The following is a 14,453-nucleotide window of genomic DNA, read 5'->3' on the forward strand; positions in this document are numbered from 1 at the left end:
CTTTTCATTTGAGGTTTTAATCGCGCCCTTTTACGTCAAGGACACTCCATCATGAAAACCCCTCTCCTGCTCTGCTCCGCCCTGTTGCTCGCCGCCTGCCAAAGCACCCCGGCCACCGAAACCCTTTACATCAAGAGCCAGCTGGCCGATTGCATCGGTGTCGCCCCCATGAAGTGCATGCAGGTACGTGGTCAGCCCGGCGAGAGCTGGAGCCTGTTCTACCAGCAGATCGAGGGCTTCACCTTCGAGCCCGGCTACCGCTATGAGCTGGAAGTCTCCAAGGAGCAGCTGACCGACGTGCCGGCCGACGCCTCCTCGGTGCGCTACCAGCTGATCAAAGTGGTGAGCAAGCAGGCCGACAACTGATCCAAAGGGCGTCAAACAGACCTTTTTAGTTCAATTTATCAGCACCTTATGCTACTCTGGTGCTCCGTCACAGAGTGACTCACTGCATCAGCATGCCAGGTTATGATTAACATCCGCACCATCCGGGCCCTCGACTGGCCCGCCATCATGGCCATCCAGCACGAGTGTTATCACCAGCTGGAGCCCGAGCCCCTCGAGGTGATGAGCAACAAGGCCGAGCTGGCACCGGCCTGCTGCTGGGTCGCCGAACGCCAGGGCAAGGTGCTGGGCTATCTGCTCTGCCACCCCTGGCGTGCCCACCAGCCCCCGCCCCTTTCGATGCCCATGCAGGCCCTGGCCGGCGATGAGGAGTTCTACCTGCACGATCTCGCCGTCTCCGGCGAGGCCCGTGGACTGGGGGTGGGTCAGCGCCTGTTGGCGACCGCCCTCGAGTTCGCCAGCAATGAGGGGTATGAGCACGCGGGCCTGGTGGCGGTGCAGGATGCGCCGGCCTTCTGGCGCAAGCAGGGGTTCATTCCCTCTGCCACCCGCAAGCCGCTGGATGAGTATGGGGAGGGGGCCGTCTATATGCGGCTGCCGTTGGCCGAGCCAGCCTGAAAGTCACTGACAATCCAATAAAAAAGGCGCCTTTCGGCGCCTTTTTCTATCTCAACCCGGTGAACATCAAGCCTTGAACTTGCTGAACACCAGAGAAGCGTTGGTACCGCCAAAGCCGAAGCTGTTGGACATGACGGTATTGAGGTCGGCGGTTTCGTACTCGCGCACGATGGGCAGACCCACGGCCTTCTCGTCCAGATTGTCGATGTTGATGCTGGGGGCGATGAAGCCGTGCTGCATCATCAACAGGGAGTAGACGGCCTCATGCACACCGGCGGCGCCCAGGGCGTGCCCTGTCATGGCCTTGGTGGCGGAGAGCTTGGGTGCGTTGCTGCCAAACAGGGTCTGGATGGCTTCCAGCTCCTTGGTATCACCGACCGGGGTGGAGGTGCCGTGGGTGTTGATGTAATCCACCTTGCCGACACCCTGCATCGCCATCTTCATGCAACGCACGGCGCCTTCACCGCTCGGGGCGACCATGTCGTAGCCGTCGGAGGTGGCGCCATAGCCGGTGATCTCGGCGTAGATGTGAGCCCCACGGGCCAGAGCGTGTTCCAGCTCCTCGACCACCAGGATGCCGCCGCCACCGGAGATGACGAAACCGTCGCGGTCCGCATCATAGGTACGGGACGCCTTTTCCGGGGTGTCGTTGTACTTGGTGGACAGGGCGCCCATGGCGTCGAACTGGATGGTGGAAGACCAGTCCAGCTCCTCGCCGCCGCCGGCGAAGACGATGTCCTGCTTGCCGAGCTGGATCAGCTCCATGGCGTGACCGATGCAGTGGGCAGAGGTCGCGCAGGCGGAGCTGATGGTGTAGTTGACACCCTTGATCTTGAATGGCGTGGCCAGACAGGCGGAGGTGGTGGAGGACATGGTACGCGGTACCATGTAAGGACCCACCCGCTTGACGCCCTTCTCACGAGCGATGTCCGCGGACTCCGAGGTGTTCTTGCCGGAGGCGCCACCGGAGCCGGTGACTATACCGGTACGCTCGTTGGAGACCATCTCTTCCGGCAAACCGGCGTCGTCGATGGCTTGCTGCATGGAGAGATAGGCATAAGCAGCGGCATCTCCCATGAAACGCATGACTTTACGGTCGATCAGTTCAGACGGCTCGAGTTTGAGGTTACCCCAGACACGGCTGCGCAGGTTGTATTGCTCAAACTGCTCGGAATAGGTGATGCCGGATTTGCCTGCTTTCAGGGAGGCCAGCACTTCTTCCTTGTTGTTGCCGATACTGGAGATGACGCCGATACCGGTGATCACTGCTCTTCTCATTAATTCATCTCGTCTGGAAAAACTGGCACCGAGTCTACCCGCTTTCGGCTGCCAAACTGGTCTGCTTTCACGTAGAATGCCCGCGATTTTGTGACGCGAGCAGAGGGAAACGTGAGTCAAACATCCTTACATCATGCCCGATTGGACTGGAATGAAGCGGGAACTCCAGTCTCCAGTGAGTTCGGGGATGTGTACTTTTCCAATGATAACGGTCTAAGTGAAACCCGCTACGTCTTTTTACAGCAAAATCGGCTGCCAGCGCGATTTTTGCACCACGATAGTGACAGTTTCGTGATTGGTGAAACAGGTTTCGGCACAGGCCTTAACTTTCTGGCGACAATGGCCGCCTTTCTGGAACAGGCCGTTGACCCCGCGCGTTGCGCCCGTCTGCACTTTATCAGCTTCGAGAAATACCCTCTGACCCGGGCCGATCTGCGCAAGGCCCTGGATGCCTGGCCGGAGCTCGCGTCCTTGAGCCAGGAACTCGTCGAGCAGTGGCCACTGCCTATAGAAGGCTGCCACCGTTTGCAGTTTGCCGAGGGCCGGGTGCGGCTCGACCTCTGGTTTGGCGACATCAAAGACACCCTGCCCCTAGTGCCTCAGGGCCCGAGCGGCTTGGTGGATGCCTGGTATCTTGACGGTTTTTCGCCGGCCAAGAATCCCGAGATGTGGACCCAGGATCTGTTTGACGGCCTCGCTCGCCTCGCCCGCCCCAGCGCCACCATTTCCACCTTTACCTGCGCCGGTTTCGTGCGCCGTGGGCTGATCGCCGCTGGCTTTGGCGCGAAAAAGGTCAAGGGACACGGCAGCAAGCGGGAGATGCTGGCGGGGATGCGGGAAGACAAACAGCCCGAGCAGAGCATAGCCCCCTGGTATGCCCGCCCGGCCGGCTTGCCCGGCGAGGTGCTGATCATCGGTGGCGGTATCGCCTCGGCCATGACGGCGCTCTCCCTCACGGAGCGGGGCCGCACCGTCACCCTGCTGTGCGCGGACGACGAGCCGGCCGCCGGTGCCTCCGGCAATCGCCAGGGGGCGCTCTACCCGCTGCTCAACGGCGAGCACGACGCCCTTTCCCGCTTCTATGCCCTGGCCTTTGGTTATGCCCGCACTCGCCTGCTGGCACTGGCAAAGCGCCACTCCATCGCCTTCGGGCTGGGGGATGAGTCGGATGGCGGATCACCGGGTGGCGTGGTGCAGCTCGGCTATGACGACAAATCTGCCGCCAAGCTCGCCAAGATGGGCCAGGGCCCCTTCCCGCCCACACTGATGCGCCCACTCGACGCCGCCGAGGTGGAGCAAACCTCCGGCCTGCCCTGTGGCCACGGTGGGGTCAGCTATCCGCTGGGAGGCTGGCTCTGCCCGGCGGATCTGACCCGCGCCGCGCTGGCTGAGGCCGAGGCCACCGGACTGCTGCGGCTGGAATATGGCGCCGAGATCACGGCCGTCCACGAACACGCGGATGGCTGGCAGGTTGAAAGCAGGGATGGCCGCCACTGGCAGGCACCCACCCTGGTGGTGGCCGCCGGCCATCAGCTGCCCGCGCTGCTGCCCTTCGCCGAGCTGCCGCTCTACCCGGTGCGCGGTCAGGTGAGCCATGTGCCGACCACTGAACGGTTAAGCCAACTCAGGACGGTGCTCTGCTACGACGGCTATCTGACCCCGGCCCACAACGGCCAGCACTGCATCGGTGCCAGCTATGGCCGCAACCAGAGCGGGACCGACTACAGCGCCGAGGAGCAGGCACAGAACCAAAGCCGGCTGCAGGCCTGCCTGCCGGAGGAGACTTGGCCAGGCGAGGTGGATGTGAGCGGTGGCGAGGCGCGCGTTGGCGTGCGCTGCGCCAGTCGGGATCACCTGCCGGTGGCGGGACCCGTCGCCAGGTTGGCCAAGCTTGAAGAGCAGTACGCCCGCCTCCAGACCCAGCAGGCGGATGCCGCACCCTTGCCACTGCACCCCGGCCTGTTCGTCTTGGGGGCGCTCGGCTCCCGAGGTCTGTGCTCGGCGCCCCTGTGCGGCGAGCTGATCGCCAGCGAGATCTGTGGGGATCCCCTGCCGCTGCCAACCGACCTGCTGGAGGCGCTGCACCCCGCCCGTTACTGGGTACGCAAGCTGCTCAAGGGCAAGCCCCTGCGCGGCTAACCCTGGCTTGCCAAGACAGCCACCTAATAGTCGCTGCCAATGAAAACGGGCTGTCCCTGCGGACAGCCCGTTTCTTTTAATCCCATAGAAGATAGATCAGCTCGGTTTCGGCCAACCCAGCCCGAGCTTGCGACCCCCATCGGTCTGCTGCGCCAGCGCGGCAAAGCGCGCACGGGTGCTCTCCAGCACCGCCTGCCCCTCTTGCCAGCCTTGCGACTGCAGGGCGGCGCAATCGCGCGTCACCGGCAACTGGGCGAGGCGGGTGCCGAGCTGGCTGACACTCTCCAGCAGTATGTCCTTGTGACGGCTCTCGTAGTCGAACATGGCGGCCACCAGCTTGTCCCACTTCTGCCGCTCGGCGGCGGATGCCTTGGCCTTGTCCATCCAGTTCGGCACCCGTACCTGGATACGCGCCGTCACACCGCTCTGCTCCAGCTCGCAGCGGGCGGCGGTCGGCCTGGTCTGCAACTGCCAGGAGAGCTGATAACTGGCCCTGCCGATATGGCCGCCGGCCTGGGCGGCCCCTTGTTTGGCTATCTGGCGCATGACGGCGGCGACATCGGGGCCGGAGACCCGATAAAACTGGAAATCCACCTTGATGTCGGGGGCTAGTCTGACGCCGGCATAATGGGAAGGCTCGGCCCCGCTTGCGGCGGCGAACATCAAGGCCGCCACCACGCCTGTCTTAGTGAAGAGTCCCATCTTTCCGCAGTCTTGCCCCTTGTGAGTCCCAGCGTGAATTCAATTAAGAATCAATGAATTAATACTCAGGATGGGAGATTAACCGCGATCTTGGGCGCTGTCACCTGCTGTCGCAGCGCCCCCTGACAAAGCCGCAGGACGGCCCCCCGCTGCAGAGCGTTAAATTTCAAGATGGGGAGGTGGATCAAAGAAAAATACTACTTTAGGGCTAATAATCAGCACGATTTTTGTCGGAGCAGGTTGAGACTGGTCAGATCCACCAAGGACCGCTCGCCCCCTGACCCCAACCTTTATCTCGTACTCAGGAACTTATTCTATGATGGAACTCCTTATTGGCACCCTGGTCACCCTGGCCGTGGGTCGCTACATCTTCAAGGGCTACTCGGCCACCGGGGTGTTGCTCAGCGGCGGCTTGCTGCTGCTGGCGATCACCGCCCTGATGGGCAAGGCCGTGTTACCCGCCAGCGTCGCCTCCACCGGCCACGTGGCCACCGACGTGTTCGAGTACGTGCGCTTCCTGCTGGTGGACCGTGGCGGTGGCCTGGGCATGCTGATCATGGTGCTGTGCGGCTTCGCCGGTTACATGAGCCACATCGGCGCCAACACCATCTTGGTGAAACTCGCGAGCAAACCGCTTGGCATCATCAAGTCCCCCTACATCCTGCTGGTCGCCGCCTACCTGGTGGCCTGCGCCATGTCGCTGGCGGTGAGCTCCGCCACCGGTCTCGGCGTGCTCTTGATGGCGACCCTATTCCCGCTGATGGTCAACATGGGGATCTCCCGCGGCGCGGCGGCGGCGGTGTGCGCTTCCCCTGCGGCCATCATACTGGCCCCCACCTCGGGAGACGTGGTGATGGCGGCGCAAGCGGCCAACCTGGAGCTCATCGAGTTTGCCTTCAAACTGACCCTGCCCATCTCGATCGCGGCCATCGCCGCCATGGCGGTGACCCACTTCTTCTGGCAGCGCTATCTGGATCAGAAGTCCGGCGAGCACAACGCCCCGGTCGCCCCGAGCGATCTCATCACCGATGCCCCGGCGCTCTACGCCATACTGCCGTTCACCCCCATCATCGGCGTGCTGCTGTTTGACGGCAAAGTCGGGCCCAAGCTCGACATCGTCACCATCATCGTCATCTGCCTGGTGCTGGCCGCCCTGCTGGAGCTGGTGCGCAAGCGCAACGGTAAAGAGCTGCTGGACGGTCTGCAGGTGTGCTGGCGCAGCATGGCCGACGCCTTCGCCGGCGTGGTCATGCTGCTGGTGGGTGCCGGGGTCTTCGCCCAGGGGCTGATGGGGCTCGGCTTCATCGCCAATCTGCTGGATCTCGCCCAGAGCTTCGGCACCGGGGGCGTCGTCATCATGCTGGTGCTGGTGGTCATCACCACCCTGGCGGCCTTCACCACGGGCTCGGGCAATGCGCCCTTCTATGCCTTCGTGGAGCTGATCCCCCATCTGGCCACCAGTCTCGGCGTCAACCCCGCCTACCTGGTCATCCCCATGCTGCAGGCATCCAACCTGGGCCGCACCATCTCCCCAGTATCCGGGGTGGTGGTCGCCTGTGCGGGCATGGGCAACCTGTCGCCGTTCGAGGTGGTCAAACGCACCTCGGTACCGGTCGCGGTCGGCCTGGTGGTGGTGATCCTCGCCACCCAGATCCTGGTGCCTGCCTGAGTCACGCCTGATCTGTCACTGGCCCGGCTCCCGCCGGGCTGGTATCTCTCCCCGTGATTGGAGTAGACTCGGTCCTCTTTTGTCTCTAAGGAGGACCGAGATGAGTATTACGGTTCAACTTGCCCACTTCAGTGACTGCCACTCCCACTTCGATGGCGCGCCCATGCGCTTCCTCCCCGCCGGGGAGTCCGAGTGGCGCACCCAGTGTGGCGGCTATGCCCGCATCCTGTCCCGGCTCACCGCCCTGCGCCAGCAAGCCGCAGACGCGGGCCAGACCTGCCTGTTCCTGCACGGCGGTGACACCTTCCAGGGCTCCCTCTATTTCAACCGCTTCAAGGGACGGGCCAACGCCGACTTGCTCGGCCTGCTGCGCCCCGATGCCATGGTGATCGGCAATCACGAGTTCGATCTCGGCAACGGCCCCCTGGTGGAGTTTCTGCGCCAGCTCGACTTTCCGGTGCTGGCCGCCAACCTCGACAGCAGTCAGGAGCCTACCGACATTGCGTTGCGGCTGCGAGGCCTGCCACGGCTCTATGACGCCAGTCGCCCCTGGCACAAGCGCCTCATCGATGGCGTGCCCTTCGCCCTGCTCGGCATCACCCTGCCGCAGATGGCGGCCATCGCGAGCCCGGATGCCCACACCCATTTTCACGGCATCGAGCAGACCCTCACCGCCGCCCTCAGCGAGATCAAGGCCGAGGGCATCCACCACATCATTTTGTTGAGCCACCTCGGGCTCGAGCAGGACAAACGCCTGGCCGCCCGTTTCCCCGAGCTCAGCCTCATCGTCGGCGGTCACACCCACAGCCAGCTGGGGGACTTGGCTCCGCTCGGGCTCGTCAGCGAGGGCAGCTACCCGCTGATGGTCGAGGGAGTCGCCATCCTGCACGCCGCCCACAGCGCGCTCTGCCTCGGGGTCTGCGAACTGGAGTTTGACGACAATGGCCGGGTGCAACGCAGCGCCGGCCAACTCGAATGGCTGCCCTGGCAGCCCTGGCCCTTCGCCTCAGAGCCGCCCGCCGGCCTGCACTTCTGCGAGCCCGCCCCCGCGCTTGAGCAGCATCTGGCCAAACGCTACCGGCCCGAACTCGAGACCATGACCCGGCGCATCGTGACCCGACTCGCCGGGCCACTGCACCATCAGCGCCTGCCCGATGCGGCCCTGCCCGCTGGCAGCCAGGTGGCGCCACTGGTGGCCCAGGCCATGCTGACCGGCGCCCGCGAGCAGGTCGGCCAGGTGGATTTCGCGCTGCATAACGCCGGGGGTGTGCGCTGCTCGCTTGAGCCAGGCCCCTTGAGCGAGGCGGACATCGCTGGCCGCCTGCTGCCCTTTGCCATCCCGCTCACCCTCTATCGGGTGCACGGTCATGAGCTCGCCGAGGCGCTGGAGGGGGCCATCGACAACGCCACCAACAACGGCGTGGTCGGCAATGGCAGCGGCAGCTTCCCCTACACCGCCGGGGTGCGCTTCTGCTATCAGGCGGACAAGCCCAAGGGACGCCGGATCACCCGTCTCGAATGGGAGGCGAGCCCGGGGCTGTGGCAAGCAGTCGAGCCGGAGGCCGTCTATCGGGGGGTCTCCAGCGCCTACACCGCCTCCGGCAAGGAGGGCTATACGGCGTTGGCCCGCACCCTGACCCAGCATAATCAGGAGCTTGGCATCACCCTGGCGGATGCCTTTATCCGCTGGGCCCGCTACCTGCCCGAACTCGCCCCCCTGCCGGCGCTGGTGGAATATCAGGGCTAGGCCATTGCCCCTGGTGACTGGTATCAGCGAAGGCCCTTTCCCCTTGCGGGGGAAGGGCCTTAACCCACGAGACGACACCAGCCACGATGGCAGTCAAAACATCCACCATACTGCGATTTACCAGCAGATGAGAGAGACTAGATAGAGCATCACCAACATAAAACGACGCTCATTTAAGTGCATCGATATTTTTCACTCCCAAAATGCATGGAAAATGAGCACCTCGGCAACACTGGGCCCCGCTTTTCGTCTCCCCGTGAGGGACTGAAAACGATACTTTTATAAATTATTTCAAGCACATCCCCCCACCCCATTGCATAGAGCTGCTAGCCTCGGCAAGATAGGCCCCGCTTTTCGTTTCTCCCGCAGCCACAGGTCATCCATGAATAACAGCATCCGTTTTACCCCACAACGCCACAATCCGGGGCTCAAACCACTGGTTGTCCTGCTCACCGCCCTGATGGCACTGCTGTTTTGCCTGCGCAACCCGCTGTTTCATGGCATGGCGCCGGGCTTCGATGCTTCGTTGTTCGCGGTCATGGGCAAGATGTGGAGCGAAGGCGGCGTGCTCTATCGAGACATGATCGACATCAAGGGTCCGATGATCTTCGCCCTCGATGCGCTCGGCTACGGGATGGGTGGCTTCTTCGGGATCTGGCTGCTGGAGTGGGTGCTGTGCTGGCTGGGTCTGCTCGCCAGCTGGCAGGCCTTTGCCCAGCTCGGCCTCTCCCTGCGGGCGCGGCTCGGCAGCATGCTGGCGCTGCTGGCGCTCTATGGCACCCGCTATTACTACGGCAACATGACCGAGGACTGGACCTTCTATCTGGCCCTCCTCGCCCAGTGGGCCTTCATTACCCTGCTGCTGGACAAGCGCTTCAGCTGGGGACCGGCGCTGGTGGCGGCCATCACCTTCGCCATCGTCGCCTGGATGCGCACCAACAACGGCGCCTTCTGGGGAGCATGGTATCTGGTGCTGTTCTGCCACTGGTGCCTGCGCGAGCAGTGGCGCTGCGCCTTTGGCCTGCTCCTCTCCAGCCTGCTGGGGTTGGCGCTGGTCGGCGGCCCGTTGTTTGCCTACTTCCAGCACCATGGTCTGCTGGCCGAGTTCCAGTATTACGCCTTCGGCATCTTCTTCGAGGGCAGCTACGGCAACGGCTTCTCCCCCGAGGTGGGCGCCGTCGGCCTGCTGCGCACCGGCCTCGTCATGCTGCTGCCCGCCTTCATCGTGCTGATGCTGACCAGGCGGCAGGAGTGGCACCTGCCCGTTCTGTGCGCCACCCTGCTCGGGGTGCTGTTTACCCTGATCGCCAACTCGGTCTCCGGCCATGTGTTCGATCACTACGACGTGCTCTATCTGCAGCTCGGCCTGCTGCCGCTCGCCTGCCTGCTGGATCGCAGCGAGCAGCAGACCGATGCCCTCGGCCTGCTCTGCATCTCGCTGGTGGTGCTGACGGCCAGCTGGCTGCTGGCCCAACAGCTCGGCTACGGCTGGAGCACCAAGGAGTGGTCGCTGGAACGGGTGCGTGAAGTGCTCGGCAATAGCCTGCTGTGGGCCCTGCCGGTACTGATCCTGGTGCCCCTGTGGCGCGCCTGGGATGTGCGCAGCGCCACCCCTTGGCTCGCCTCGCTGGCCATGCTGGCCCTGCTGCTCAACAATGCCTGGGAGGGAACTCTCAAGGGCAAGCCGTTCAACCCGCCGGCCCAGGTGCGGGTCGACAGGATCAAGGCCGAGACCAGCCCGACCGACAAGATCTGGGTCGACGGCATCCAGCCGCAGTACTACCTGTGGACCGATCGCCAGCCGGCGTCCGCCTACCTGTTCTTTGCCAACGTCAACCCGCCCTACGACGTGCGTGAACGTGTGCTGGCCGATCTCAAACGCCAGAACCCCAAGTTCATCATCGCCAAGCCGGAGCGGATCGCGGCCGAGCTGAAAAAGCCGAGCTCCCCCTCCAGCCTCGCCTTCTATCAATACCTGACGGAGCGCTATGAGGAGGTTGATCCCGGCCTCTATCGCCGTCGCTGAACCACGCATCCCGACTGACAAGCAAGAGAGGCCGTCATTGGCAACGATGACGGCCTTTTTGTCGGTTATGAGAAGACGCCAGCGGTGTTCAAGCGGCCACATCATGACTACAATGGCGCTCTTTTTTCGTGTGGAGGCTGAGAAATCATGGCGGAACTGACCTATCTGGGCGGCTATCCAGACCCGCTCAAGGCCCAGGTGCAGCAGTTGATTGCGGCGGGCAAGCTCGGCGACATGCTGGCCAAACGCTACCCCGATACGCACCTCATCCAAAGTGACAAGGCGCTGCTGAGCTATACCATGGAGCTGAAGAACCGCTACCTCAAAAGCTCCTCTCCCCTTTCCAAGGTGATCTTCGATGGCAAGATCAACGTGATCAAGGATGCCCTCGGGCTGCACACCTATGTCAGCCGGGTGCAGGGCAACAAGCTCAAGGCCAAGAACGAGATCCGCATCGCCGCCCTGTTCAAGGAGGCTCATCCCGCCTTCCTGAAAATGATCGTGGTGCACGAGCTGGCCCATCTCAAAGAGAAGGATCACAACAAGGCCTTCTACCAGCTCTGCCAGCATATGGAACCGGACTATCATCAACTGGAGTTCGATCTCAGGCTCTGGCTCACTTGGCGTGACCTTGAGCGCACCAAGGGCTGAGTCCCCGGTTGCAAGGAGGCAACATGAATCCAAGACGACACCCTGTGCGGCAAGCTGGTCACCTCGTCTGGATCTGCCGGATGCTGGGCCTGTGGCTGCTCTCCCTGCCCGTCTTCTCCGCCGAGCGCTGGCAGAGCGATGACTACCTGACTCAGAGCTTCTTCGAGGTCGCCATGAAGCGGGAATACGGCCATGAGCAACATGTGCGCTTCTCGCGCTGGCAGACGCCTATTCGCCTCAAACTCATCAACGAATTTGGTGACAAGCCGTTGCAGGCCGAGGTGGTCAGGATCCAGAGCCAGCACCTGGCCAGGATCACCGGCCAACCGATCAAACTCGTCGACGACAACCCCAATCTCACCCTCATCATGACCCGGCACAAGCAGATGGCAAGCTGGGCCAGCCGCACCATAGGCCAGGATGGCTCGGTCAAGATCGCCCTCAAGGAGGGGATCTGCCTGGCCAACTTTGCCACCAACACCGCCTATGAAATCACCCGCGCCACCGTCATCATTCCGGTGGATTACAGCCGAGACAAGGGGCGTTTCCTGGACTGCGTGGTGGAGGAGCTCACCCAGATCATGGGATTGCCCAATGACTCGGACAAGGTGTTTCCCTCCATCTTCAATGACCACAGCGTCGACAGCTTCCCGACCGGGCTCGACTACGTGCTGCTCAAGCTCGCCTATCACCCGGCTCTGCATGCAGGTATGACCGCCGACGAGGTACGCAGCGCCCTGCCCATCGCCATCAAGGCCCTGCGCAGCAACGGCGACATCGCCCAGGCCAACCAGCGGGTACAACAAGACAGTCTCAAACAGTGGGCCGGGCTCTGAACGGGCCTGCGGTCTTGCCACGCCCTTCGTTCACCCGCTGACACCGGCCTCGCCATCAACAAAAAACGCAGCCCTTGGCTGCGTTTTTTGTTTGATCCGGATAGCGCCGCATATCCTGGCAGACACTGAAATCCACCGCAGCTATCCCCTCAGGCGTCGGCGTTTTCCGTCTCCGGCATCCAGCTGTCGGAATTCTCCCACACCTCCTGCACCATGGCCTCTGCCCGCTCCCTGTCTTCCTTGCTGGCACGGCTGACCGTCAGCGCCATGGCGCTGCCCGGCGCGACCCGCACGTGCAAGTCGGGGAACGGCTCGCCCAGTTGCTTGAGCAACTCCTGCCGCAGCGCCTCCATGGTCGGAGTGGGGATCTGATGTTTCTTGTCGATGATGATTTCCAGGCGCATAGGATAGCTCTCCATGATTTATAACTGTATTTTTATACAGTAAATATGAAAAGTAAAGAGGCGGCTTGCCAGAACCCAGACCCAAGCCAGCCAAACGCCCGTCACGCCTTCCACCATCAAGACCTGGCCCACCGCCCGGCATCCTGGCCCCAGCGGTGCGCTTGTCGATTCTGCGGCCATGGCCTAGCTCGATGAGGCAAACTGAAACGACATCGAGAGAAACAGTGCGATACTTGCATCACAAATACGAAACGCTGTTTTGATTTTTATTTTTTGTTTGGTAGAATTGTAGTCACTGAAGACACACCCGCTTGCCAACGCCCGAGGGCTATTACCGAGGTTAATTATGCAAATTCGTCAAAGTATCCACAGCGATCATGCCAAACAGCTGGACACTCAGGGTCTGCGCCGTGAATTCCTGGTAGAAGAGATCTTCACGCCAGATCAGCTGACCATGACTTATAGCCACATCGATCGCATCGTGTTCGGTGGCATGATGCCGGTGCACGGCACCCTCGGTTTCTCGGATGAGCTGGGCAAGACCTTCGGCGTCAGTTATTTCCTGGAGCGCCGTGAGCTCGGCCTCATCAACATCGGCGGCCCCGGTGTAGTAGTGGTCGATGGCACCACCTTCGAGATCGGCAACGCCGAGGCCCTCTATGTGGGTCTGGGTGCCCGCGAGCTGAGCTTTGCCAGCGTCGATACCTCACAGCCCGCCAAGTTCTACTACAACAGCGCCCCGGCCCACATGAACTTCCCGACCCGCAAGGTCACCCAGGATCAGGCGTCTCCGAGCACCATAGGCGAGGCCGCCACCAGCAATCGTCGCACCATCTACAAGTACCTGGTACCGGACGTGCTACCGACCTGCCAGCTGGTGATGGGCATGACTCAACTGGAAGAGGGCAGCCTGTGGAACACCATGCCTTGCCACACCCATGAGCGCCGCATGGAAGTCTATTTCTACTTCAACATGAAAGACGATGCTGCCGTGTTCCACATGATGGGCAAGCCGGACGAGACCCGCCATATGCTGGTGCACAACGAGCAGGCGGTCATCTCCCCGAGCTGGTCCATTCACTCCGGCGTAGGCACCCAGGCCTACACCTTCATCTGGGGCATGGTCGGCGAGAACCAGGTGTTCGGTGACATGGATCATGTGGCCGTCAAGGATCTGCGCTAGTCCCCATTCTGTGCCGGGCAGTCTGCACTGCCCGTTTTTTCCCCCATTGATATCTGCCACTTCGAGTGGCAGCAGAGGAAACAAGATGATTCTCAACGCATTCGATTTGAAGGGTAAGGTTGCCATCGTGACCGGCTGTGACACCGGCCTGGGTCAGGGCATGGCACTGGGTCTGGCCGAAGCCGGCTGTGACATCGTGGGCATCAACATCGTCGAACCCACCGACACCATTGCCAAGGTTGAGGCGCTCGGTCGCAAATTCCTGAGCCTCAAGGCCGACGTAAGCAAGGTGGATACCCTGCCCGCCCTGGTGGATCAGGCCGTATCCCACTTCGGTCGCGTCGATGTGCTGGTCAACAACGCCGGCATCATCCGCCGCGAAGATGCCATCAATTTCAGCGAGAAAGACTGGGACGATGTGATGAACATCAACATCAAGAGCGTCTTCTTCATGTCCCAGGCGGTCGCCAGGCAGTTCATCGCCCAGGGTCAGGGCGGCAAAATAGTCAACATCGCCTCCATGCTCTCCTATCAGGGCGGGATCCGGGTGCCCTCTTATACCGCCTCCAAGAGCGGCGTCATGGGGATCACCCGTCTGCTGGCCAACGAATGGGCCAGCCAGGGCATCAATGTCAACGCCATCGCCCCGGGTTATATGGCCACCAACAACACCACAGCCCTGCGCGCCGATGAAGATCGCAACGCCGCCATTCTGGAGCGGATCCCGGCCGGTCGCTGGGGTGTGCCGGATGACATGATGGGCCCCGTGGTGTTCCTGGCGTCCGCCGCCTCCGACTACATCAACGGCTACACCATCGCCGTCGACGGTGGCTGGTTGGCCCGTTAATTCCTCCC

The 14,453-nt window shown here is 62.3% G+C and carries 13 protein-coding genes; 10 read left to right on the top strand and 3 right to left on the bottom strand.

The window, feature by feature from the left end:
• Window positions 1-51: 51 nt before the first annotated feature.
• Together BN1124_RS02485 and BN1124_RS02490 are read left to right on the top strand one after the other, a co-directional pair.
• On the top strand, window positions 52-366 hold the full coding sequence (locus BN1124_RS02485; RefSeq protein ID WP_042638730.1) for a DUF4377 domain-containing protein: 315 nt from the start codon (window positions 52-54) through the stop codon (window positions 364-366).
• Window positions 367-468: 102 nt separating this feature from the next.
• A complete protein-coding gene (locus BN1124_RS02490; protein WP_042638733.1) occupies window positions 469-963 on the top strand; it encodes a GNAT family N-acetyltransferase in 495 nt (164 codons plus the stop codon).
• Between the two features lie 66 nt (window positions 964-1,029).
• Here the strand turns inward: BN1124_RS02490 and fabB are convergent, their stop codons facing one another.
• On the bottom strand, window positions 1,030-2,241 hold the full coding sequence (gene fabB, locus BN1124_RS02495) for a beta-ketoacyl-ACP synthase I (RefSeq protein WP_042638735.1): 1,212 nt from the start codon (window positions 2,239-2,241) through the stop codon (window positions 1,030-1,032).
• A 90-nt stretch (window positions 2,242-2,331) separates the two neighbouring features.
• Between fabB and mnmC the strand changes: the two genes are divergently transcribed.
• A complete protein-coding gene (mnmC, locus tag BN1124_RS02500) occupies window positions 2,332-4,380 on the top strand; it encodes a bifunctional tRNA (5-methylaminomethyl-2-thiouridine)(34)-methyltransferase MnmC2/FAD-dependent 5-carboxymethylaminomethyl-2-thiouridine(34) oxidoreductase MnmC1 (RefSeq protein WP_197066156.1) in 2,049 nt (682 codons plus the stop codon).
• Window positions 4,381-4,476: 96 nt separating this feature from the next.
• Here the strand turns inward: mnmC and BN1124_RS02505 are convergent, their stop codons facing one another.
• Entirely contained in the window at window positions 4,477-5,082 is a 606-nt protein-coding gene (locus tag BN1124_RS02505; protein ID WP_042638739.1) for a DUF922 domain-containing protein, read from the bottom strand.
• Between the two features lie 316 nt (window positions 5,083-5,398).
• Between BN1124_RS02505 and dcuC the strand changes: the two genes are divergently transcribed.
• From dcuC to BN1124_RS02530, 5 genes are all read left to right on the top strand, one after another.
• Window positions 5,399-6,751: an anaerobic C4-dicarboxylate transporter DcuC gene (gene dcuC / locus BN1124_RS02510; RefSeq protein ID WP_042638741.1), complete on the top strand. Its 1,353-nt coding sequence runs from the start codon at window positions 5,399-5,401 to the stop codon at window positions 6,749-6,751.
• Window positions 6,752-6,851: 100 nt separating this feature from the next.
• A complete protein-coding gene (locus BN1124_RS02515) occupies window positions 6,852-8,498 on the top strand; it encodes a bifunctional metallophosphatase/5'-nucleotidase (RefSeq protein WP_042638743.1) in 1,647 nt (548 codons plus the stop codon).
• Between the two features lie 382 nt (window positions 8,499-8,880).
• A complete protein-coding gene (locus BN1124_RS02520) occupies window positions 8,881-10,524 on the top strand; it encodes a hypothetical protein (protein ID WP_042638745.1) in 1,644 nt (547 codons plus the stop codon).
• A 147-nt stretch (window positions 10,525-10,671) separates the two neighbouring features.
• Complete coding sequence (locus tag BN1124_RS02525; protein WP_042638747.1) at window positions 10,672-11,175, top strand: M48 metallopeptidase family protein; 504 nt, start codon at window positions 10,672-10,674, stop codon at window positions 11,173-11,175.
• A 23-nt stretch (window positions 11,176-11,198) separates the two neighbouring features.
• Window positions 11,199-12,011: a DUF2927 domain-containing protein gene (locus tag BN1124_RS02530; protein ID WP_042638749.1), complete on the top strand. Its 813-nt coding sequence runs from the start codon at window positions 11,199-11,201 to the stop codon at window positions 12,009-12,011.
• A 149-nt stretch (window positions 12,012-12,160) separates the two neighbouring features.
• Here the strand turns inward: BN1124_RS02530 and BN1124_RS02535 are convergent, their stop codons facing one another.
• Window positions 12,161-12,415, bottom strand: a complete 255-nt coding sequence (locus BN1124_RS02535; protein WP_042638751.1) for a DinI family protein — start codon at window positions 12,413-12,415, stop codon at window positions 12,161-12,163.
• A 346-nt stretch (window positions 12,416-12,761) separates the two neighbouring features.
• On the opposite strand from BN1124_RS02535, the gene kduI reads away from it, so the two are divergent.
• Together kduI and kduD are read left to right on the top strand one after the other, a co-directional pair.
• Window positions 12,762-13,598, top strand: a complete 837-nt coding sequence (gene kduI, locus BN1124_RS02540; protein WP_042638753.1) for a 5-dehydro-4-deoxy-D-glucuronate isomerase — start codon at window positions 12,762-12,764, stop codon at window positions 13,596-13,598.
• 85 nt (window positions 13,599-13,683) lie between these two features.
• On the top strand, window positions 13,684-14,445 hold the full coding sequence (gene kduD, locus BN1124_RS02545; RefSeq protein ID WP_042638755.1) for a 2-dehydro-3-deoxy-D-gluconate 5-dehydrogenase KduD: 762 nt from the start codon (window positions 13,684-13,686) through the stop codon (window positions 14,443-14,445).
• Window positions 14,446-14,453: the final 8 nt, after the last annotated feature.

The organism is Aeromonas eucrenophila (genome assembly GCF_000819865.1).
In the GTDB taxonomy this organism is placed as follows: domain Bacteria; phylum Pseudomonadota; class Gammaproteobacteria; order Enterobacterales; family Aeromonadaceae; genus Aeromonas; species Aeromonas eucrenophila.